Annotated in this window: 25 protein-coding genes; 12 read left to right on the top strand and 13 right to left on the bottom strand. The window is 34.0% G+C overall.

From position 1 onward, the window contains the following. Positions 1 to 24: 24 nt before the first annotated feature. Positions 25 to 414, bottom strand: coding sequence for a DUF423 domain-containing protein (locus ACFQ1Q_RS06710; protein WP_386129235.1), 390 nt, complete (start codon positions 412 to 414; stop codon positions 25 to 27). Between the two features lie 81 nt (positions 415 to 495). On the opposite strand from ACFQ1Q_RS06710, the gene ACFQ1Q_RS06705 reads away from it, so the two are divergent. Next, on the top strand, positions 496 to 1,860 hold the full coding sequence (locus ACFQ1Q_RS06705; protein WP_386129233.1) for a saccharopine dehydrogenase family protein: 1,365 nt from the start codon (positions 496 to 498) through the stop codon (positions 1,858 to 1,860). A 61-nt stretch (positions 1,861 to 1,921) separates the two neighbouring features. Next, positions 1,922 to 2,392, top strand: a complete 471-nt coding sequence (locus ACFQ1Q_RS06700) for an Lrp/AsnC ligand binding domain-containing protein (RefSeq protein WP_386129231.1) — start codon at positions 1,922 to 1,924, stop codon at positions 2,390 to 2,392. A 60-nt stretch (positions 2,393 to 2,452) separates the two neighbouring features. On the opposite strand, the gene ACFQ1Q_RS06695 is transcribed toward ACFQ1Q_RS06700, so the two are convergent. From ACFQ1Q_RS06695 to ACFQ1Q_RS06675, 5 genes are all read right to left on the bottom strand, one after another. Further along, positions 2,453 to 3,184, bottom strand: a complete 732-nt coding sequence (locus ACFQ1Q_RS06695) for a Bax inhibitor-1/YccA family protein (RefSeq protein ID WP_386129229.1) — start codon at positions 3,182 to 3,184, stop codon at positions 2,453 to 2,455. 76 nt (positions 3,185 to 3,260) lie between these two features. After that, positions 3,261 to 3,956, bottom strand: coding sequence for a zinc metallopeptidase (locus ACFQ1Q_RS06690; RefSeq protein ID WP_386130192.1), 696 nt, complete (start codon positions 3,954 to 3,956; stop codon positions 3,261 to 3,263). 95 nt (positions 3,957 to 4,051) lie between these two features. After that, positions 4,052 to 5,152: an alanine dehydrogenase gene (gene ald, locus ACFQ1Q_RS06685; protein WP_386129227.1), complete on the bottom strand. Its 1,101-nt coding sequence runs from the start codon at positions 5,150 to 5,152 to the stop codon at positions 4,052 to 4,054. 157 nt (positions 5,153 to 5,309) lie between these two features. After that, on the bottom strand, positions 5,310 to 5,672 hold the full coding sequence (locus ACFQ1Q_RS06680) for a hypothetical protein (protein ID WP_386129225.1): 363 nt from the start codon (positions 5,670 to 5,672) through the stop codon (positions 5,310 to 5,312). A gap of 96 nt (positions 5,673 to 5,768) precedes the next feature. After that, positions 5,769 to 8,756, bottom strand: coding sequence for a leucine--tRNA ligase (locus ACFQ1Q_RS06675; RefSeq protein ID WP_386129223.1), 2,988 nt, complete (start codon positions 8,754 to 8,756; stop codon positions 5,769 to 5,771). A gap of 124 nt (positions 8,757 to 8,880) precedes the next feature. Between ACFQ1Q_RS06675 and ACFQ1Q_RS06670 the strand changes: the two genes are divergently transcribed. The 6 genes from ACFQ1Q_RS06670 (at position 8,881) to ACFQ1Q_RS06645 (ending at position 12,872) form a co-directional block, all read left to right on the top strand. After that, positions 8,881 to 9,759: a cell division protein FtsX gene (locus ACFQ1Q_RS06670; protein WP_386129221.1), complete on the top strand. Its 879-nt coding sequence runs from the start codon at positions 8,881 to 8,883 to the stop codon at positions 9,757 to 9,759. A gap of 148 nt (positions 9,760 to 9,907) precedes the next feature. Further along, the gene (locus tag ACFQ1Q_RS06665) at positions 9,908 to 10,042 is read left to right on the top strand and encodes a hypothetical protein (RefSeq protein WP_386129219.1); all 135 of its coding nucleotides are present in this window, start codon (positions 9,908 to 9,910) and stop codon (positions 10,040 to 10,042) included. A 133-nt stretch (positions 10,043 to 10,175) separates the two neighbouring features. Next, a complete protein-coding gene (locus ACFQ1Q_RS06660; protein ID WP_386130189.1) occupies positions 10,176 to 10,445 on the top strand; it encodes a DUF3098 domain-containing protein in 270 nt (89 codons plus the stop codon). 94 nt (positions 10,446 to 10,539) lie between these two features. Then, positions 10,540 to 11,337, top strand: a complete 798-nt coding sequence (locus tag ACFQ1Q_RS06655; RefSeq protein ID WP_386129217.1) for an undecaprenyl-diphosphate phosphatase — start codon at positions 10,540 to 10,542, stop codon at positions 11,335 to 11,337. 1 nt (position 11,338) lies between these two features. Next, positions 11,339 to 12,043: a tRNA pseudouridine(55) synthase TruB gene (truB, locus tag ACFQ1Q_RS06650; protein WP_386129215.1), complete on the top strand. Its 705-nt coding sequence runs from the start codon at positions 11,339 to 11,341 to the stop codon at positions 12,041 to 12,043. A gap of 109 nt (positions 12,044 to 12,152) precedes the next feature. Beyond that, the gene (locus ACFQ1Q_RS06645; RefSeq protein ID WP_386129213.1) at positions 12,153 to 12,872 is read left to right on the top strand and encodes a hypothetical protein; all 720 of its coding nucleotides are present in this window, start codon (positions 12,153 to 12,155) and stop codon (positions 12,870 to 12,872) included. Between the two features lie 136 nt (positions 12,873 to 13,008). On the opposite strand, the gene ACFQ1Q_RS06640 is transcribed toward ACFQ1Q_RS06645, so the two are convergent. Beyond that, entirely contained in the window at positions 13,009 to 13,623 is a 615-nt protein-coding gene (locus ACFQ1Q_RS06640) for a thioredoxin family protein (protein WP_386129211.1), read from the bottom strand. Between the two features lie 276 nt (positions 13,624 to 13,899). Here ACFQ1Q_RS06640 and ACFQ1Q_RS06635 point away from each other — a divergent pair, with 276 nt between their 5' ends. Beyond that, positions 13,900 to 14,463, top strand: coding sequence for a DNA-3-methyladenine glycosylase I (locus ACFQ1Q_RS06635; protein WP_386129209.1), 564 nt, complete (start codon positions 13,900 to 13,902; stop codon positions 14,461 to 14,463). On the opposite strand, the gene aat is transcribed toward ACFQ1Q_RS06635, so the two are convergent. The 3 genes from aat to ACFQ1Q_RS06620 form a co-directional block, all read right to left on the bottom strand. Further along, on the bottom strand, positions 14,460 to 15,083 hold the full coding sequence (gene aat, locus ACFQ1Q_RS06630) for a leucyl/phenylalanyl-tRNA--protein transferase (protein WP_386129207.1): 624 nt from the start codon (positions 15,081 to 15,083) through the stop codon (positions 14,460 to 14,462). The genes ACFQ1Q_RS06635 and aat overlap by 4 nt on opposite strands. Positions 15,084 to 15,341: 258 nt before the next feature. After that, positions 15,342 to 15,719 carry a DUF3127 domain-containing protein gene (locus ACFQ1Q_RS06625; RefSeq protein ID WP_386129205.1) on the bottom strand — a complete coding sequence of 126 codons (378 nt, stop codon included), beginning with the start codon at positions 15,717 to 15,719 and terminating at the stop codon, positions 15,342 to 15,344. A gap of 18 nt (positions 15,720 to 15,737) precedes the next feature. After that, on the bottom strand, positions 15,738 to 16,616 hold the full coding sequence (locus tag ACFQ1Q_RS06620; RefSeq protein ID WP_386130188.1) for a flavin reductase family protein: 879 nt from the start codon (positions 16,614 to 16,616) through the stop codon (positions 15,738 to 15,740). A gap of 98 nt (positions 16,617 to 16,714) precedes the next feature. On the opposite strand from ACFQ1Q_RS06620, the gene ACFQ1Q_RS06615 reads away from it, so the two are divergent. After that, the gene (locus ACFQ1Q_RS06615) at positions 16,715 to 17,935 is read left to right on the top strand and encodes a sensor histidine kinase (RefSeq protein ID WP_386129203.1); all 1,221 of its coding nucleotides are present in this window, start codon (positions 16,715 to 16,717) and stop codon (positions 17,933 to 17,935) included. 9 nt (positions 17,936 to 17,944) lie between these two features. Beyond that, complete coding sequence (locus ACFQ1Q_RS06610; RefSeq protein WP_386129201.1) at positions 17,945 to 18,301, top strand: hypothetical protein; 357 nt, start codon at positions 17,945 to 17,947, stop codon at positions 18,299 to 18,301. Here ACFQ1Q_RS06610 and ACFQ1Q_RS06605 read toward each other — a convergent pair. Further along, a complete protein-coding gene (locus ACFQ1Q_RS06605) occupies positions 18,298 to 18,690 on the bottom strand; it encodes an HIT family protein (protein ID WP_386129199.1) in 393 nt (130 codons plus the stop codon). The two genes, ACFQ1Q_RS06610 and ACFQ1Q_RS06605, sit on opposite strands and share 4 nt — an antisense overlap. Before the next feature lie 128 nt (positions 18,691 to 18,818). After that, positions 18,819 to 19,292 carry a transcription elongation factor GreA gene (gene greA, locus ACFQ1Q_RS06600; RefSeq protein WP_386129197.1) on the bottom strand — a complete coding sequence of 158 codons (474 nt, stop codon included), beginning with the start codon at positions 19,290 to 19,292 and terminating at the stop codon, positions 18,819 to 18,821. A 196-nt stretch (positions 19,293 to 19,488) separates the two neighbouring features. On the opposite strand from greA, the gene ACFQ1Q_RS06595 reads away from it, so the two are divergent. Continuing rightward, positions 19,489 to 19,920 carry a hypothetical protein gene (locus ACFQ1Q_RS06595; protein WP_386129195.1) on the top strand — a complete coding sequence of 144 codons (432 nt, stop codon included), beginning with the start codon at positions 19,489 to 19,491 and terminating at the stop codon, positions 19,918 to 19,920. On the opposite strand, the gene ACFQ1Q_RS06590 is transcribed toward ACFQ1Q_RS06595, so the two are convergent. Then, on the bottom strand, positions 19,917 to 22,292 hold the full coding sequence (locus ACFQ1Q_RS06590) for a TonB-dependent receptor (protein ID WP_386129193.1): 2,376 nt from the start codon (positions 22,290 to 22,292) through the stop codon (positions 19,917 to 19,919). The two genes, ACFQ1Q_RS06595 and ACFQ1Q_RS06590, sit on opposite strands and share 4 nt — an antisense overlap. Positions 22,293 to 22,441 lie beyond the last annotated feature (149 nt).

Here is a 22,441-nt window from a genome sequence, read left to right as displayed (position 1 = left end):
TTAGAATGCCACTTTTAAAAGTGGTTAATCAAATTTAGTTTTTAAGAAACTCATTAACATTAAAGCCCAGGCTAAAATTAGTATTAATCCACCTATTGGCGTAATAAAAGCAATGTTTTTAAAGTCAAAACTAGTTAATGCATTTGTTGCTAAACCATATATTGAAAACGAAAAAAATAGTACTCCAACTAAAACTAAAACAAGTAGTCTGGATTTTACTTTATTGGTCATAAAAGAAAAGTTTGCTACAATTAACAGCAAAAAAGCGTGGTACATTTGATAACGCACACCTGTTTCAAAAGATTTTATAGAGTTTTCATTTACTACTTTTTCTAGTCCATGTGCGGCAAAAGCACCTAAAATGATTCCTAAAATTCCTAATATAGTGCCAGCAATTAATAGTTTTTTGTTCATAATTATTATGATTTATAATCTTTGAAACCTTTGAGGATTTCTTACATTCGTGTTAAACAAAATTAGTCATAAACGACCATTATGCGAAAGATTTTAATCATAGGTGCAGGAAAGTCTTCATCTTATCTTATAAAATATCTTATTGATAAATCTACGACAGAACAACTTCATATAACAATCGGAGATTTAAACGTAGAAAACGCGAAGAAGCTTGTCGGCAAACATAAAAATGTCTCTGTAATTCATTTAGATGTTTTTAATGACGAATCACGAACTGAAGCCATAAAAAATTCGGAAATCGTAATTTCGATGTTGCCAGCTCGTTTCCATATTGAAGCCGCAAAAGATTGTATTACCTATAAAAAACATATGGTCACCGCGTCTTACGTAAGCGAAAAAATGAAAGCGTTAGACGATGATGCCAAAGCCAATAATTTGGTGTTTATGAACGAAATTGGCGTTGACCCAGGAATAGACCACATGAGTGCCATGCAAGTTATTGACCAAATTAGAGATAATGGTGGCAAAATGATTTTATTCGAATCTTTTACAGGTGGATTAGTTGCTCCCGAAAGCGACACAAATCTTTGGAATTATAAGTTTACTTGGAATCCTAGAAACGTTGTAACTGCAGGACAAGGTGGCGCGGCTAAGTTTTTACAAGAAAATCAATATAAATACATACCGTATCACCGTTTATTTAGACGCACCGAATTTTTAGAAGTTGAAAATTATGGCAGATTCGAAGCATATGCTAATCGTGATTCTTTAAAATACCAATCTGTATATGGGCTAGACGAGGTTAAAACATTATACCGCGGCACCATGAGACGTGTTGGTTTTAGTCGTGCTTGGAATGTATTTGTGCAGTTAGGAATGACCGACGATAGCTACACTATTGATGATAGTGAAAATATGAGTTATCGCGATTTTATTAATTCGTTTTTAGCATATAGCCCTACAGATTCTGTAGAATTGAAATTTAGACACGCACTTAAAATTGACCAAGATGATATCATTTGGGAAAAATTTTTAGAACTCGATATTTTTAGTAGTAAGAAAATGGTCAAGCTAAAAAAAGCGACGCCAGCACAAATACTTCAGCAAATTTTAATGGATAAATGGACGCTTAGCGAAGATGACAAAGATATGATTGTGATGTACCATAAGTTTGGCTACGAAAAAAATGGTCAACGTCACCAAATAGAATCGACAATGGTGACACTTGGCGAAGACCAAACTTATACAGCCATGGCAAAAACCGTTGGCTTACCTGTTGCGATAGCAGCTTTAGCCATTTTAAATAAAAAAATTACTACACCTGGCGTACAAATACCAATTACCAAAGAAGTCTATCAACCCATTTTAGAAGAACTAAAGGATTATGATATTAAATTTTCTGAAAAAGAAGTAGACTACTTAGGTTACAACCCACTTTTAATGTAAAAACCTTTCAATAAATAATAGATTTACTACTTTTAACTTTCAAATTTAAACACCAAATAAAATGAAAGTTAATGATAAGGGTATTTTTATAGATGGAATTGACAAAAAAATACTTCGTGCGCTCATGGAAGATGCACGTACACCAATATTAGAAATTGCACGTGGTGTTGGTATTTCTGGAGCTGCCATTCATCAAAGACTCAGAAAACTTGAAAAATCTGGATTGTTAGCTGGCTCAAAATTTATTGTAAATCCAAAAGTTTTGGGATATACTACTATGGCTTTTGTTGGTGTTTACTTAGATAAAGCTGTAAGTAATCCTGAAGCTGTAAAGCAACTAAAACGTATTCCTGAAGTAATTGAATGTCACTACACCACAGGACATTGGAGTATCTTTATCAAAATCCTATCTAAAGATAATGAGCATTTAATGCATGTGTTAAATACACAAATACAAAGTATTTCTGGTGTATCGCGCACAGAAACTTTTATTTCGCTTCAGCAACAGATTGATAGGCAGATAAAAATTTAAGTAAAAAAAAGACTCCGTAAAATCGGAGTCTTTCTTATTTTATATCACATTTTGAATGTATCAATCTCGCGATAAGAAAATGCTTAAAATATACCAGAATAATAGCATTACCGATGCAAATATACCGAGTGCTGCACCAACGTATTGGTCGCCAGAATATTCGTATTTTACTTTAGAAGTTTGGTATAAAATCGCTGCGCCAGCAAAAACTACCATACCAACAGAAAACCATAAACCAAGATTAAAACCAAATAAACTTCCTGCTACAATTAGTCCAATGGCGATAAAACTACCAATGACCAATCCTGTTTTTAAAAATGAAAAGTTTTTTTGCGTCATAAATACAACAGCAGTTAATCCGCCAAATAAACATAAGGTTACTATGGCTGCTTGCGTTAACATATCTGGTCCTGTAGACGAAACGGCTGCCATGTAAATGAGTGGTAAAAAGATGACGGCTTCAAGAAGTACGTACAATCCTAAACCGAGATATTGGGTTTGCTGAGATTCGTGATGCGTTAGTTTATCTGCCATAGTACTACCGACCCAAAATAAACCTAATACTATGAGCCATGAAAAACTATTAGCAAACATTAAGTTTATTAATGTTACTACAGTTTCTTCAAAATAGCCAATAAATATATATTCTACGAAAGCAAATGCTAAAAGTGCAAGCGCAACATGTGTGTATGTTTTTCTGTAAAAGGCTGCTTTTTCTGCATCCTCTAAATTGCCTACTAAAATTGGTCCTTGTAATTGATTTTCCATAAATATTGATTTGTTAGTTGACATAAATGTAATTGATTAATTTATTTCAACAAAAAATGCCCTGAAAAAACAGAGCATTTAATTTATATTTTATGAATTATTAATCACGACCTCCAAACACTTGAAGTGCCCAGTATAATAATGATGCTAATGCACCGATTGCGGCTACTAAGTATGTTCTTGCTGCCCATTTAAGTGCATCTTCTGCACCAACATATTCCTCTTGTGTAACCATATTTTTATTCTTTAACCAAGCCAAAGCACGGTTACTTGCATCATACTCAACAGGTAATGTTATAAAACTAAACAAAGTAGCAAATCCCATGAAAATTAAGCCAGCAACAGCAACCCAATATCCCATTCCAACTCCTGCGGCTGCACCAAGCATTAAACCACCAATGACTAACCATTGACTCATCCCAGAAGTAACACTTACTATTGGTACTAATTGCGAGCGCATTTGTAAAGCCCCGTAAGCTGTGGCATGCTGTACGGCGTGACCGACTTCGTGAGCAGCAACTGCGGCTGCTGCAGCATTACGTTGATTATAAACCGCTTCACTTAAGTTTACTGTTTTATTTTTTGGATTATAATGGTCTGTTAATTGTCCTCTTACCGAAATAACCTCAACATCATAAATACCATTATCTGCCAACATTTTTTCAGCAATTTCTTTTCCAGACATACCGTTTTGTAATTGACGTTTTGAGTAAAACGCAAACTTTCGCTTAAGTTGGCTGCTAACTAACCAGCTTAAAAGTGCTATTCCTCCAATAAGAATGTAGTAACCCATCATTCCGCCCATAATTTTAAAATTTAAAAGTTATAGTATAAAGATAGCAAAAAGTAAGCCAAGTAAATGAGTAGAAATTTTGTCAGTTAACTTATAATTTAAACCAGCTCAAGGTTCATATTAAAGGCTAGTGCAATTTCGTCATAAACAATTTTTCCTTTTACAATATTCAATCCTTTTTGAAGTAATTTATCAGAGTTACAAGCATTTTCCCATCCCAAATTTGCCAATTTTAAGACATATGGCAAAGTTACATTGGTCAAAGCTAAAGTCGAAGTATATGGCACAGCACCTGGCATGTTCGCTACGCAATAATGTACCACATCGTCGATAATGTAGGTGGGATTTTCGTGTGTTGTGGCTTTAGTAGTTTCAAAACATCCACCTTGGTCAACAGCAACATCAACAACTACAGTTCCTGGACGCATTTCTTTTAACATATCCTTTGTGATTAACTTAGGTGCTTTTGCTCCTTTTATTAATACACCACCAATAATTAAATCATGATTTTTAATGCGCTTTCTAATATTGTATTCGCTCGAAAATTCAGTCACTACATGGTTAGGCATTACATCATTAACATAACGCAATTGTTTCATATTTATATCCATAATCGTGACATGTGCACCCAAGCCTGCTGCCATTTTAGCTGCTTGAATTCCTACAACTCCTGCTCCTAAAACCAAAACTTTTCCTGGCGGAACTCCAGGAACTCCACCAAGTAAAACACCGCGACCTTTGATGGGTTTTTCTAAATATTTTGCGCCTTGTTGTACTGCCATTCGTCCTGCAACTTCAGACATTGGTGTAAGTAAAGGCAACGAGCCATCTGGAGCTTCAACAGTTTCGTAAGCAATGCAAACCGCTTTACTTATTAACATTGCTTTGGTCAATACTTCACTAGATGCAAAATGAAAATAAGTAAATACCACATGATGTGGTTTTATTAAAGAATATTCCTTTTCTATTGGCTCTTTTACCTTAACAATCATCTCGCTAGACGCATATACGTCTTCAATAGTGTCTAGAACAATTGCCCCAACATCTTGATAATCTTTGTCAAAAAAACCACTACCAAAACCAGCATCCTTTTGCACAAAAACCGTGTGGTTGTTTTTTATAAGTTCGTACACGCCAGCAGGTGTCATACCTACGCGGTTTTCGTTGTTTTTAATTTCTTTTGGAACGCCAATTTTCATTCTCTTTGAAGTTTTGAGATTATTAATTGGACTTGAATTTAGTTTGAAAAAACCAAACCGCATTTATTTGATTTTGAAACTTGAAAATTTTTACGAATATGATAATTTATTGTCTGTATATTAAGAATTTACGAATCAGCTTAAAAAAATAACGTAATCAATTTGCATCTAATTCGCTTACACCGATTGCTTTATCATTTTTAAATGTGATTATCATCTGTTTATTTTTTTTATCAAAAAAACTTTCGGGCTTACCTAAATTATAAATGAATGCGTCTTTTTTATTATTAAGGTTCTGATTTGGCTCTCCTAAAACATCGATAACTTCTTGTTTGGATGCATTAAGAAACAATTTTTCCTCTATAATATAATCTAACATTTTATGACGTTGAGATGGCTTAGAGCGCCAAGCTTGGCTATCAAATTGCTCTTCAAAGTGATAAATGAGCGTTGTGGAAATAGCAAAAGCTAAAAAGAATGTAAATCCGATTTGGTCGTTTCTTTTTAGCTTTAATTTCATTTTATTTTGTTCTTATTCGCTAGTCATTTCGAAGCTACTCAGCAAGCGACTCTCGAAAAGCATTTGCCTTATTGTTGCCAAATGTCTATTATGGACTTATCCTACGATATTTACAATCTTACCGGGAACAACAATCACCTTTTTTGGTGTGCGCCCTTGTAATTGTTCTTGTGTTTTTTCGTTTGCCATGACTGTTTTTTCGATGTCTTCTTTAGACATATCTAACGGTAACTCTAGGGTAAAACGCATTTTCCCATTAAACGAAATTGGATAATTTTTACTGCTTTCTACCAAATGTTTTTCTTCAAACTTTGGGAAAGGTGCTGTTGAAATCGATTCTGTATTACCCAACTGAGACCATAACTCTTCCGCGATATGTGGCGCATAAGGTGAAATTAAAATTAATAACGGTTCTAAAATTTCTTTGCTCGTACATTTTTGTGCGGTTAACTCGTTAACGGCAATCATAAATGTTGAAACCGATGTATTAAATGAAAAATTCTCAATATCGTCTTCTACTTTTTTTATGGTTTTGTGTAAGGTCTTTAAATTGTCTTTTGTTGGCTCAGCGTCATTAACGTTTAAAGTTTCTTGACCAACATACAATTTCCAAAGTTTCTTTAAGAAATTATGAACACCTGTAATACCAGCAGTATTCCATGGTTTGTATTGTTCTAATGGTCCAAGGAACATCTCATAAAGTCTTAAACTGTCTGCGCCGTAGTCTTCACAAATACTATCTGGGTTAACGACATTGTATTTGGATTTAGACATTTTTTCGACATCGCGTTTTACCTTAAAAGTACCAGCTTCTTCGGTTATAAACTCTGCATCTTTAAATTCTGCTCTCCAATTTTTGAAAGCCTCCACATCTAATTCATCTGAAGAATTAACTAAGGATACATCAACGTGTAATGCTCTTGTGTCCCTTTTAGGAAATTTTATTAATTCAAAACTTTTCTCAAATTCTTCTTCACTCATTACAGAGAGAAACTTATTTTTAATATTGAGTTCAATATATTCTATTCTTTCTTTAAGAGGAAGAGATTCAATTTTTTCGATTAAGTCATATGAAATAAAAATATCTCTTTTAAAACCAACATTCTCGCTAGTTGAGACATTTATTCTATCTTTCACAAATTGATAAACAAAAGCACTCGTCCCCAAAATCATCCCTTGGTTAATCAGCTTTTTAAACGGCTCATCAACACCAACAAAACCTCTATCCTTTAAAAACTTAACCCAAAAACGGGAGTATAACAAATGGCCTGTGGCGTGCTCGCTACCACCAATGTATAAATCGACGTTCTCCCAATACTTAAGAGCATCTTCGCTGGCAAAAGCTTTGCCTCGGTTTTTGGCCTCTTCCATATAACGGAAAAAGTACCACGAGCTTCCTGCCCAACCAGGCATGGTATTTAATTCTAATGGAAAAACAGTTTTATTATTAATTTTTTCGTTTGATACAACCGAATTACTTTCGGTACACCAAGCCCAAACATCGGCACGACCTAATGGCGGCTCGCCTTCTTCGGTTGGTAGATATTTTTCGACTTCTGGTAAGGTGAGTGGCAAATGCTTGGCATCAATCATTTGCGGCATGCCATTGACGTAATACACAGGAAATGGTTCGCCCCAATAACGTTGACGACTAAAAACCGCATCACGCAAACGGTAATTGGTTTTGCCTTCACCTTGACCAATTTGCTCTAATTCGTATATCGCTCGTTTGGATGCTTTTTTGTAGTTCATCCCGTTTAGTAAATCGCTATTGGTAATTTTTACATTGTCTTTTGAAGCAAAAGCTTCTTCGGAAATATCAACACCTTCAAAAATATTTGGAATTGGAATTCCGAAATATTTTGCAAAATCGTAATCGCGTTGGTCGCCACAAGGTACTGCCATAACTGCACCTGTTCCGTAACTTGCTAACACGTAATCGCCAATCCAGATTGGAATTGGTTCTTTTGTAAACGGATGTTCCGCATAAGCTCCGGTAAACACACCAGAAATGGTTTTTACGTCTGCCATACGCTCACGTTCGCTACGTTTTGCTGTCGCTTCAACATAAGCTTCAACCTCAGTTTTTTGTTCTGGTGTTGTGATTTGCGAAACGAGTTCGTGTTCTGGAGCGAGTGTCATGAACGAGACGCCGAAAATGGTGTCTGGACGTGTTGTGAAAACCTCTACAGTTTCGTCATGTGATTTGACATTGAATGTTACTGATGCTCCAACCGATTTTCCAATCCAGTTACGTTGACTTTCTTTCAAAGAATCTGTCCAATCAATCGTATCTAAACCTTGAAGTAAACGTTCTGCATAAGCAGAAATTCGCATGCTCCATTGGGTCATTTTTTTACGAACAACAGGATGTCCACCACGTTCGGAAACACCGTTGACGATTTCGTCATTAGCTAAAACGGTTCCTAATGCTGGACACCAATTCACTTCGGTTTCCGCCAAATAGGTAAGTCTATATTTTAAAAGTATTTCTTGTTGCTTTTCAGAGGAGTAGCCTTTCCAATCTTCAGCTGTAAAGGCTTCAATATTATCATCGCAAGCGGCGTTAACGTTTACGTTTCCTTCAGCATTAAAAATAGCAATCAAAGTTTCAATAGATTCCGCTTTATTGGTGTGATTATTAAACCAAGATTCGAATAACTGAATAAAAATCCACTGCGTCCATTTGTAATATTCGGGATTACTTGTACGAACCTCACGACTCCAATCGAAAGAAAAACCGATTTGGTCTAACTGACGGCGATAGGTTTTTATGTTTTCTTCCGTAGTAATTCTTGGGTGTTGACCAGTCTGTATGGCATACTGTTCCGCAGGCAAACCAAAACTATCGTAACCTTGCGGATGCAATACGTTAAATCCTTTATGGCGCTTGTAACGTGCATAAATATCACTGGCAATATAACCTAACGGATGCCCAACATGTAAACCAGCACCACTTGGATAAGGGAACATATCTAGCACATAATATTTTGGCTTATCGCTAGCGTTAGACGCTTTAAACGTTTCATTTTTGGCCCAGTACTCTTGCCATTTTTTTTCAATTTGATTAAAATCGTATCGCATTGCAGTTATATCCTTGAAATAAGCGCCAAATTTAGGGCTATTACAACACAATTAAAAACTAAACGTTGTAATACTCGGCATAACAGATTTCTTTTTTATTTTTACCTTAATTAATTCTCCATTTATGGCCACATCTTTTGACAACTATCAAAAACGAAAACTCATCTCTTCATACATTTCTGTAGTGATTAGTATTGCTTTGGTATTGTTTCTTTTAGGATGTTTGGGATTATTGGTGATTAACTCTAAAAAAGTGGCAGACCATTTTAAAGAACAAGTGGTGATGACCATTTATTTGAATGATTCTGCTAAGAAAGTCGAAGTCAATCAGCTGAAAAAAAGCCTGATTATGGCAGATTATTCCAAAGAAGCCGTTTATGTGTCCAAAGAAGAAGCAGCAGAATTAATGAAAGCAGATACAGGCGAAGATTTTATGGATTTTGTGGGATATAATCCATTAAAAAATTCGATTGATGTGTATTTAAAAGCGGATTTTGTAACAACTGAAAAGCTCTCTGAAATTTCTGAAAGCCTTTCTGAAAAATCTTTTATAGAAGAAATTAGATATGATAATGATTTGGTAGAACTGATGAATGACAACGTAAAAAAGATTTCGCTTTGGGTATTAATCATCAGCGGATTATTTACCCTAATTGCGGTGTTGTTAATTAATAGTTCTATCCGACTTGCGGTGTATTCTAAACGATTTATCATTAAAACGATGCAAATGGTTGGAGCAACTAAACGCTTTATTCGTCGTCCTTTTGTTTGGCAAAGTGTAAAACTTGGTATCATCGGTGCAATCATTGCCTTAATAGGAATGGCAGTTGTACTGTACTATCTCGATATTACATTTTTAGAATTACGACTTCTCGAAAACACTGTACTTATCGCTGCACTTTTTGCGGGTATTTTTTTACTCGGAATTTTAATTACCTGGTTAAGTACGTTTATTGCGACACAACGCTTCTTAAACTTAAAGACGGACCAGCTTTATTATTAACAATCATTATAGCAAGTTTAACATCATTTTACCAAATCTTTAGTAATAAGAAAACAGAAACACCGTTATCTTTACTGAAATCCCTAACGTAAACTAATGATGCAATTCTACGCCAACCAAAGACATGTTTAACTAAAAATCTTTGATTATGAATCGTATTGTATTTGTAGGTTTATGCCTTATCGGAATGATGGTTTTTGCATTATCTCATGCAGAGATAAAACCAGAACAAAAAACTGAAAACAAAATAGCTAAAGAACACTCTAAAATCGTCTATAGTTAGTGTTTAAAATATTTTTTTGAACAATAAATGTTCGGTATTGTTAATATAATAATACCGAACATTTATTTTTTTGATTGCCTTAACAACAGATTGGACAGAAAATATTTACTTTGCAACATCATTACTCACAACTATGGGCGAACAAAAACGCAAACAAACGGCAAAATCTAATTTTATTTTCGGAAAGCGCAATTACAAATGGCTTTTTATTGGCTTAGCCTTTATTGCTGTTGGCTTTATTTTAATGGCTGGCGGCGGCAGCGACGACCCAAATGTGTTTGACGAGTCTATTTTTCACTGGCGACGTATTCGTTTGGCGCCCACTTTAGTGCTTATTGGATTTGGTATTCAAGTTTACGCTATTCTTTTAAATCCTGATAAGGAGGAAAAATCCAAAGATTAAATTTTTAATTTCCAAAATACATACGCTTAAATTCAGTTATTGATGGATTGCTTTTTTCTTGGAATTTGCAACCCGATAGTTGATATTTGTCAACATGGAAATAATCGACGCCATTGTATTAGGAATTATTCAAGGTTTAACCGAGTTTTTACCTGTTTCTTCAAGTGGACATTTAGAAATTGGAAAAGCCATTTTGGGTGATAATTCTATTCCAAAAGAAAGTTTATTATTTACGGTTGTATTGCATTTTGCAACAGCATTAAGTACCATCGTTGTATTTAGAAAAGATATTTTATCCTTGTTGAAAGGTATTTTGAAATTTCAATGGAATGAAGACTTGCAATTCGCAACTAAAATTGCCATATCTATGATACCGGCAGTTATCGTCGGCTTATTTTTTGAAGAACAATTAGAAGCTCTTTTCGGTGGAAATATTCTACTGGTTGGCTGCATGCTTCTTGTCACCGCAGCTCTTTTATTTTTAGCCGATAAAGCGAAAGACACCGATAAAAAAGTCAGCTTTAAAAATGCATTCGTCATTGGTATTTCACAAGCCATAGCTATGTTGCCAGGAATTTCACGTTCTGGCGCAACTATTTCGACTTCAGTCTTGCTTGGAAATGATAAAACCAAAGCCGCACGATTTTCATTTTTAATGGTGGTGCCTCTAATATTTGGAAAAATTGCAAAAGATATTCTTGGTGGCGAACTCACTTACAATGCAGCCAACTTTACACCATTAGCTATTGGTTTTGTTGCCGCGTTTATTGCTGGACTTTTTGCTTGTACTTGGATGATTGCTTTGGTAAAGAAAAGTAAGTTATCATATTTCGCGATTTACTGCGTTATTGTTGGGTTGATTGCCATTTGTTTTTCATTATTCTTTAGTTAATATGAAGACAGAAGGAGACTTTAAAAACGGACAAATTTTATTAATAGATAAACCACTAACGTGGACGTCTTTTCAGGCGGTTAATAAACTGCGTTGGGCGATAAGAAAAGCCTACAACATCAAAAAAATTAAAGTTGGTCACGCAGGTACGCTCGACCCATTAGCGACAGGTTTGTTAGTGATTTGCACAGGTAAAATGACCAAGCAAATCAACACTTTTCAAGGTCAAGAAAAAGAATACACAGGAATGTTTGTTTTAGGTGGCACAACACCATCTTTCGATTTAGAGACTGAAGTAAATGAAACATTTGCTACAGAACACATTACCGAAGACTTAATCCATAAAACTACCGAACAATTTATAGGCGTAATCAATCAATTTCCACCCGTATTTTCTGCGATAAAAAAAGATGGAAAACGCTTGTATGAATTTGCTCGTGCTGGTGAAGACGTCGAGATAAAATCACGTCAAGTCGAAATTACAGAGTTTGAAATTACTGCAATTCGTGGATTGGAATTAGATTTTAGAGTCGTTTGTAGTAAAGGCACTTACATTCGCTCTCTGGCTCACGATTATGGAAAAGCGCTCAGCTCAGGAGCACATCTTTCGGTTTTAAGACGCACACGTATTGGTAATTTTAAAGTTGAAGATAGTTTAACTCCAGAAGAATTTATTGGGACGATTCCTTTTAAGGAAAAAAACTAATTTACACATCACTCTGTACTTGTTTCAGCATTACAAAATCTTATTAAATAAACCATTTCGCTCCAATTTCCGTATATAATTCAGGTACAATTATTGTACTAAACTACACATGCAAAACATAGACAAATACAAAGCTGGACTAATTACGTTTCTCATTACAGGCATCGTTACGTTTGGGATGTTTAGTTTTCATATTTCGCAACGTACTGAGCAAATTGCTGAAACCTTTTATAAAATTGAAGCAAAAACTGAAAAAGAAATTCAAGAAGAGGTAAAGCAACTTGAAGACATAAAACCCACTACAAATAAAGCTTTTAATGAAGATGAGGATTTTAAAAACCTTATGAAAAATTTCAAAACTATTGCAGCAGACGATTTTGAAAAAACAACGAAACAACTGGAAGAAAGCACTACTGAAAAAGAGGTAGCAACCATAACAAATTCAAGTATAAATTCTAATCAAGGTTATGCTTTAAAGCAGAAAGAAACCGAAACTTATAAAAATGTAAAAAAACTACTTGATAAAAAGCAAAATGGTATAGCAGAGCACTCTTCTGGCGGAAGTACTTTGACGTATTCCTTAAAAGATAGACGCCTTTTAGATTATGATACACCACGCTATTTATGCGAAAAATCTGGTAAAATTGTAGTAAATATAAAAGTGGATAACAACGGAAACGTTTTTGAGGCTTACATCAATGGCTCGTCTAATAGTAGCAACCAATGTTTGGAAGATCATGCTATAGAGTATGCAAAATCAGTACGATTTAATTCTTCAAACCGTACTAATCAATTAGGTTCTATTACTTTTTATTTTAAGGGAAAGTGATTTTTATTGGAATAAAACAATTTTAATATCGAGTGAGAGTCGAGATATAATTGAAACTAAGAATCTTTAATAACTTCTCGACTCTCGCTCGAAGTTGAAATAATGCTAAGTTGAAAATAAATACTGCGACTGAAAACTAAATTAACTCCACTAAATCCGCAATTACCGTTTGCCCTTTATCTTTATTATACCAACGCTGCAAATCTTCCTTAAATTCTGGCGTGAGTTTTCCATGTTTTTCCTTATAATCATTAACCATATTAGTAGCTACAGAAGGTCTTGGACCAAAGGTGTTTTCCACTTCTCCAGTTTCGTTATTAATCATAATTAGTTTTGGGATTGCTTTTGCACCATTGGTTAAAAACTCATTCATTAATGCCTCATTTTCATCTCGTAGAACGACTTTATAATCAATGTTTTTATTTAATTCTGCTAGCTTATTAATTACAGGCATAATGTGAGCCGCATCGCCACACCAGCTTTCTGTAAGTACCAACCAAGTCATTTTCTTTAACGAATTTTCAATCTTAAATTTCGCCTCGTCAGATACTTTTACCGTTTTATCCCAACGATGCATACGTCTGTCGTTTAAGGCTGTATAATTGGCTAAAACTTCTGTTTTTTCAGGTCCAGTTGTAGTGTTTTCAGCAGTTAATTGTTCAACTAAAGCTCTATAGTCTTGGTACGATATGCTTTTTTGTAAACTTGCCGAAATTATATCATTTATCATCGTGTTTTCTAATACATCCATAATACAAAATTAAGGTTCTGTTGCCAATTATTGTGCAACAGTTGTTACATTAGTAGCATAAACGTTTAAACCTTACATTTTGAAAATTTTAAACATACTTAGGATTGTTATTTTAATTTTGTTTTTTGCTGTCGTAGCGGGAAAGTATTTTGACCTATACGATGATGTACAAATCACAGAAAATTTTAGCTTATTTCAGTCTACCTATGTTATCATAGGACTATATTTTATCATTGTTGTGATAGAATATTTTAATAATAAAAAGCAACAAAACTAATGGAAAAACACAGGTGCGGCTGGTGTGTTGGCGACCCACTTTACGAGGCTTATCACGACCAAGAATGGGGCGTTCCTGTTTATGAAGACGACCAGTTGTTTGAGTTTTTAATTTTGGAAACATTTCAAGCAGGATTAAGTTGGATTACCGTTTTGCGCAAACGCGAAAACTTTAGAAAAGCCTTTGATTTTTTCGACTATAAAAAAATTGCGAATTATGATGATGATAAAATTGCTGAATTGCTTCAAAATGAAGGTATCATCCGCAATAAATTAAAGATAAATGCAACAGTAAATAATGCGAAGGCGTTTATAAAAGTTCAGGAAGAATTCGATTCCTTTTCAAACTACATTTGGGATTTTGTGGATGGTAAACCTATAAAAAATAGCTTCAAAAATTATAAAGATGCACCAGCAAACACGCCGTTAAGTGATACAATCAGTAAAGATTTAAAAAAGCGTGGTTTTAAATTTGTGGGTTCAACTGTGATTTATGCGCACATGCAAGCTACTGGTATGGTTAATGACCACGAGGTCTCATGCTTTAGGTATAGCGAGGTTTAGAGAAATTGCAAAAACGCCTTTCGAGAAATATGTTTTCCGCCTAAACTTTCCAAATGATTAGTGTGTAATTGGCAGTCAATCAATTTGTAATTTGAATGTTTTACAAATTCAATAAAGCCATATTTACTAGCGTTACTGACTTTTGTAAACATACTTTCGCCACAAAATACACCATTACCTACATCAACACCATAAAGTCCACCAACTAACGTTTTGTCTTCCCAAACCTCAACAGAAATAGCGTAACCTAACTCGTGAAGTTTTATGTAAGCTTCAATCATATTTTCTGTAATCCATGTTCCTTTTTGTCCTTCTCTATACGCTTCGGAACAATTTGTAATGACAGAACGAAAGTCTTTGTTTTTAGTGACTTTAAATTTATCTTTTTTAAAAAGCTGCTTCATACTTTTTGAGACTTTAAGCTCATCAGGAAAAATAACAAAACGTGGATCTGGCGACCACCATAAAATAGGTTCTTCATCTTCAAACCAAGGGAAAATTCCGGAGTTGTAGGCATGCAAAAGACGCTCTGGACCCAAATCTCCACCAATGGCAAGCAGACCATCATAAGAGGCTTCTGTAACTTTTGGAAATTCTATTTTATTTGTTAAAAAAAACATTTTTACATTAACTACAACGTTGTAGTTGTCCTTATTAGTGTTAAATCAAGCATTTAGCTTTGTGAAATTAGCTTTTTTTCTCATATTTGATTTAACCTTTATGTTACGAATTTTGTTCATCATTGCTTTTTTTTGAGTTTGTTCGTAAGGGTTAACCTAAAACCAAAATTTTAAGTCCTGATTTTTAATCGGGACTTTTTTTATACAAAAAAGCCTGATCATTAAAGAACAGGCTTTTTTAATACTTAATTATTTGATTTAAAATGGTAAATCGTCGTGGTCGTCAGTATTTAAATCTGTTGCAGGCTCAAAAGATGCTGCTGGTGGTACAGGTGGTACGTTACCAGATGCTGCTTCAGCTTGTACAGCTTCAATTCTCCAACCTTGGATAGAGTTAAAATATTTTACTTCGCCTTGTGGGTTTGTCCACTCACGACCTCTTAAATTTATATTTACTTTTACTTGTTGACCAACTTGGTAGTTGTTTAACAAATCTGTTTTGTCTTGTACAAATTCCACCATAATATGCTGTGGATATTGTTCTTCTGTTGTTACTACAAGCTCACGCTTTCTAAATCCATTGCTACCAAAGGTTTGAGTTTCGCCAATCACTTTGATTCTTCCTTGTACTTCCATTGTAAAAATTTATTGATATTATTTAGTTCTCTCTTTTGCTAATAGTAATAGTAAAGCTTGTTCTGCATTACCAGTTTCTATTAATCTTTTTGCTCTTTGATGAACAATTTTCTCCTCCTGAGAATAGTCTGATTTGTTGTCAGTTATTGCAATAAAAGCAGCAATTTCCATCTCATTTGGAAAGGCTGCTAAGTTACCTAAAATTCCTAAATCATTACCCGATAAAATAGAACTTTTCCTAACCGAATCGGGTAACTTATCAACACCTATTCCTAAAGTGCTTAGTGGTTTTGGTATTTCAAAAAAACCATCTTTAGCTCTACTGTAATAGCTTCCGCCAGCTCTAGCTACCAAATCGAGAGCAACTTGATTTATTTTTCCGTTTTCATCTAAAATCTCATCTTTCATATGAAGTTTTACAACTTCACAAATTACCAAATTTCCAGCACCACCTTCAGTTCCAAGTTTAATAATTTCATTAACCTTACATTCTAATTGAATTGGGGATTCTGCAACTCTAAATGGCTGTACTTTATCCGATTTTAGCATCGTTAAACCCGCTTTTTTAAACTCGTTTACAGATTCTGGATATTCGGTACTACTTAAAGACATTTGCTGCACGATATCATAATTTACCACGTTTATAACCACTTCCTTTACTAATTCAACGTTTTCTAAAGTATGTTTTGTAGTATTATTTCTAACGCGTCTTGCCGGCGAAAATATAAGTATTGGCGGATTAGCACTAAAAACATTAAAAAAACTAAATGGTGACAAATTAGGATTACCGTCTTCATCAATAGTACTTGCAAATGCAATTGGTCGTGGTGCCACTGCACTTAATAGGTAATTGTGTAAATCTGGCGTGAGTAAGTCTTTTGGGTCGTAAGAAATCATAGCAATAAATTTAATCAAAGATAAGTATATTACTGTTGCCAACTAAAGCAATAAAGTTGACAGATTTACATTATATTTAAAACTATTAATTTTACTAAATGCGTTTATTTAGAAACAGAAATGTAATCCGCTGGATTATTATTATTTCCTCTTTTGTTATCGTGTCCCTCATTTTATGGAATACCTATGTTTTTTTTCAACATTTTAATGCCGAAGAACAAAACAAAATGAAAAGTTGGACGGTTGCTTATGAAGAATTTTCGAAAGCAATTGACATCAATAACCTTGATGAAAACATTGAAATAAACGAAGTAGCACAACACATTGTTTATGACACAACGATAACAACGCCAATGTTATTGACCAATCTAAAAGACAGCGTTATCCTTCACCGAAACATTTATGGTAGACCACATTTATCTGAAAAAAATTCTTTAGCCCAGCAATTTAATGATAGTATTGATGATGATTTTGTCAAAAAAAATAAGCTGAAATTGATTCAACGTTTCCAAAATGAAAATCCGCCGCTGGTCATTGAAAGTCAAGGCTTGAAGTTGTACTATGGTAATTCGCCGTTACTAAACAATTTAAAATATTATCCTTTGGCATTGTTGCTGATTATATTTCTCTTTTCAGCTGTAGTCTATTTTTTTTATAAAAGTTCTAAAACCGCAGAGCAGAACAAACTTTGGACAGGTATGGCAAAAGAAACCGCACACCAAATTGGCACGCCATTATCTTCTTTAGTAGGTTGGACGGAAATTCTTAAAACCGAAGATGTAAATCCAGATTACATCATGGAAATGGAAAAAGATGTTGACCGACTTAAAACCATTACAGAACGCTTTAGTAAAATTGGTTCTATCCCAGAATTAGAAATTGCAGATATTGTTTTAGAAACAAAGAACTCGTTTGCCTACTTGCAATCTCGGAGTTCAAAATTAATTGAGTTTTATACCGAAATTCCTAACAAAATAATCAACGTAAATCTCAATCCTCAGTTGTTTAGCTGGACGATTGAAAATTTAGTAAAAAATGCTATTGATGCAATGAAAGGTCGCGGAACTTTGCACCTTAGTCTTATTGAGAATGAAAAAGAAGTCTTAATTCTCATTAAAGATAGTGGTAAAGGTATACCAAAAAACCGATGGCAAACCGTTTTTCAGCCTGGATTTACTACAAAAAAACGCGGTTGGGGTTTAGGACTATCTTTAGCAAAACGTATTATTGAAGATTACCATAAAGGCAAAATTAGAGTTGTTAAATCTGAAATTGGTAAAGGCACCACATTTCAAGTTTCATTAAAAAAAATATCATAAATTGGTACCATGTCATCTCACAACTATTTTACGCTCAAAGAGGTATCTCTAAACAATAATTGCCCAGAATGCTACCGAAATGACGGATTGCAATTAACTTTTAAGCAAAAAATATCGGATACTCTATTTTATAAAGTAATTACTAGCGAAACAAAACACGAAATGCGCTGTCTTAACTGTAATACAGATATATATCCTGTTCGTTGGAATGATGATATTGAACGTGTTGTGGCTTACCACGAACGCGCGATAGTGCCAAAGAAAAAATCTTGGAAACTAAAGCCTCTAGCTTACATATTTATAGCTATTGACCTTTTAATAATATTGGTAATTGTTTTGGTAATGACTGGTGTAATTAATATCTAAATAAAGTTTGAAGCAATTGTCTCAGCAAGTTTGGTAAATTCTTCTTTTTGTAATTCTTTTTTTGAGGTAAAACGTGCATCTTCCATTGTTTGAAGCGGAATTAAATGCACATGTACATGTGGCACTTCTAAACCAATAACTGACATCCCAATGCGTTTACAATCTACTGATTTTTCAAGTGCTTTTGCAACACGCCTTGAAAAGGCCATTAAACCCATATAAGTTTCTTCGTCTAAATCAAATATTTTATTAACTTCTTTTTTAGGTATACAAAGCGTATGACCTTTGCTATTGGGATTAATATCTAAAAACGCAAAAAAGTCTTCGGTTTCCGCAACCTTGTAAGACGGAATTTCGCCATTTATGATTTTAGTGAATATTGTAGCCATACGTATTTATAAGTTATTTGATTTAAATTTAATGAAAAGATTTTGACTGAACTCCATCTATCATATTAAAATAAAAAATCCTGCTTAGCTAATGCAAGCAGGAATCTTAAAATGTATTATAGTATATCTTATCTCGAAATTTCTAAAATATCAAATTTCATGATACCGCTTGGTACCTGAATTTCGGCGGTATCTCCAACAGATTTCCCTAGTAAACCTTTTCCAATTGGAGAGTTTACAGAAATTTTGCCTGACGCTAAATCGGCTTCACTTTCTGCTACCAAAGTATATGTCATTTCCATACCGTTGGTTTGGTTTTTAATCTTAACAATAGATAATGCTAATACTTTTGAAGTATCCAATTGAGATTCATCAATAACACGAGCATTTGCTAAAGTTTCTTCCATTTTAGAAATTTTCATCTCTAACATGCCTTGCGCTTCTTTTGCAGCATCGTATTCTGCATTTTCACTCAAATCGCCTTTATCTCTTGCCTCAGCAATCGCTTGTGACGCTTTTGGTCTTTCTATATCCTTTAAATAATTAAGTTCTTCTCTTAATTTTTTTAATCCTTCGGCCGTATAGTATGATACTTTACTCATAATTAATTCGTTTTAAAAAAATATTGCTTTTAATAATACGTTTTATATTAAAATATCCCGAAACATACTTCGACTGCGCTCAGTACGAAAGTTCGGGACAGCATAAAAAAATCTCGCTTACACGAGACAGTTATACAAATATATAAAATATTTATCTGATGTGTTAATTTACGTAAATTGCGAAAAAGAAAAATCTATGAAAAATTTTATTATTATCCTATGTGCATTTCTGCTAATTGGATGCAGTAGAAATGACAATCTAAATAATTGTAACTTTTTATTAGATGTCGGCGTAAATATTAACGTTAATTTAAATTTACCACAATTTAGCCAACTGCAAAACACAGGTAATTCGGTACGCATAAATGGTCAAGGCAACGCAGGGATAATAGTTACACGTGTTAATAGTAGTACAATTAGAGCTTGGGATGGCGCAGACCCAAATCATCCGGTTAGCGGCTGTTCTACACTTACCATTGATGGCGTAAACGCTGTTTGTGGTTGCGATGATGCTAATGTATATAATCTTCTAACGGGACAAAGTTTGGGAGAAAACCAACAACCCTGCACGCTGAGAGCATACAGGGTTGATGCTGTTGGTAATAATCAGTTTTTAGTAACCAATTAAAAATTAAGCGTTACTCCTAATAAAAAGTTTGTACCTGCTTGAGGATAAAATCCTGCACCTTCTACAGTTGTTACTGTTCCTGGATTTGAGAAGTCATCATCAAACGTATAGTAATAACCGTTAGATACATATTTTTCGTTGAAAATATTATTTACTAAACCTGTTAATACAATCGAATCGAAAACTGATTTGGTTTTAATGGTATAATTGATGTTAAAATCATTAGTTAGGTAACTATCTAATCTCGAAAATTCCGATTCAGTATTACTTAAAAACTGTTCTCCAACATATTTGGTTAATAAAGACATCTGTAAATTTTCATTTGGTTGAAAAACTAAAGCATTAGCTGCAACCAATTCTGGTGAAAATGAAATATCAGTTGACCCTAAATTAACAATAGCACCATCTCTAGACACAATAGTTTCTTTATTTTTATTGGAGCTGAATGTTGCGTTTGGTTGAATTGTAAATTTTGAAGTTACTGGAATTACCGCTTCTAATTCTAAACCTAAACGGTAACTCTCACCGCTATTTGTTCTAATTGGAAAGCCAGAATTATCTAACTGACCAGATAAAACCAATTGCTCATTGTATAACATGTAGTACATATTAGCATTGAAACGTAGTTTGTTTGACGTATGTCTCCACCCTAACTCAAAATCGTTTAATTGCTCTGGTTTTACATTATTATCATTTTCAAAATCTGAACGATTCGGTTCTCTATTTGCCCTAGCATATGAGAAATAGAAGCTGTTTTTGTCGTTCAAATCGTAAGTGATGCCAGCTTTTGGATTAAAAAACGTAAAGTTTTTATCAACTTCAAAGAGGTCTAAATCTGAATTTAATCCTTCTGTCTCATAATTTACACTTCTCACCTGCAAATCACCATATAAACTTACTTTATCATTTAACCTATAATTTGCCTTAGTAAAAACATTAAAGTCTGTTTTTTCTGAATTGCCTTCATAATAACGTTCTTCAAAATCTATTTGATTAGCATATTCTGCCCAAATAACTTCACCAAAATGGTCGCCTGCGTAATAGCTATAAGATGCTCCAAAAAATGCATTTAAATTATCTGCTTTATAATTTGCGCTAGCATTTAATACGTAAAAATCGTTATCTAACCAACGTCTACGTATATAATCCATAGAGTCAATGGTATCACCGTTAACAGTAATTGGAGTTAAGCCTAAAAAATCAAACGAAGCATCTCCTGAAAAGTAAATATTTGAGTACAAATAGTCGTCAATATATTCTTCAAAAAAACCGCGACCATAAGTATAGTTTAAAGCCACGTTTGTTGACCATTGACTGTTGTAACGTTGATTCCAGTGGAGTTGGTAATGGTCTTGACTGTAATCATCAACTTGATTGTTGTGATAACCCTCAAAATTACCTTGGTCGTCAAATTTAATACCAGCAATGTTGAATTGACGATTTTCATCAATATTTGGATTAAAACCAATAGCGCCAACTGTAGCTGCTTCAAATCCGTACCATGATTGATATGTCACCTCATTACCAGCAAAAGTAATCGCTTTTATTAACGTATTATCATCTATATAAGAACCTTGAAGAAAATACGATTTTAAGTTTGAAGATGCTCTGTCAATAAAACCATCTGACTGAATGTTTGATAAACGGCCAGCAATTTCAAAATGCTCATTTAATAAACCTGTACTGAACTTTACGGTATGCTTTCTAGTACCAAAACTCCCAAAAGAATTAGCAATTTGCCCATTAGCTTCTTTTGATACTGCATCTGTCAACACATTGATACTCGCTCCAAAAGCACCAGAACCATTAGTAGATGTGCCTACACCACGTTGCAATTGCAAACTTTCAACTGATGACGAAAAATCTCCTAAGTTTACCCAAAACGTACCTAAAGATTCTGCGTCGTTATACGGAATACCATTAATAGTTACGTTAGTTGATTGGCTACTTACTCCACGAACTCTAATACCAGTATAACCAATACCTGCACCAGCATCTGTTGTGGTTACCACAGATGGTAAAAAGTTAAGTAACACAGGAATATCCTGTCCTAAATTACGTTTTGCCAATTCTTTTTTGTCCACATTTGAATGTGTAATTGGCGATTTTGCGTCTACACGGACGGCTTTTACTAAAACCTCATCTAATTTTTCGGTTTTAGTTGAATCCTTAGTTTTTTCTTGTTTATTTTCTTGCCCAAAAGCAGCACATAAGCTGAACAAAATAAGAACTACTGTAAGTTTTTGTCGGTTAAGTTGAGACAGGTTTTTGAATAAAAATTTAGTTTCGCTTATATTATTTTGAAAGACGAAACTGAATCTAGGCCATAATAGATGGTTAAAAGATTTAAGTTTAAGAATACTAGATTTCATACGACTATAGCGTTTTATAATCGAATAAAAAGAGGTAATTATTCTTTATTAATAATTAAATTTTGAACGTTTAACTAGTGGTCTTAAACTAAAAAATTGATTTCATTTTGAATGGTGTGATAGAAAATTTTCTATCAAAATATTCAGAA

The sequence above is a fragment of the Winogradskyella litorisediminis genome (assembly GCF_042675765.1).
GTDB classification, from domain to species: Bacteria; Bacteroidota; Bacteroidia; order Flavobacteriales; family Flavobacteriaceae; genus Winogradskyella; species Winogradskyella litorisediminis.
The sequence above is the reverse complement of the archived record's forward strand: the minus strand, read 5'-3'. Positions and strand labels throughout refer to the sequence as shown.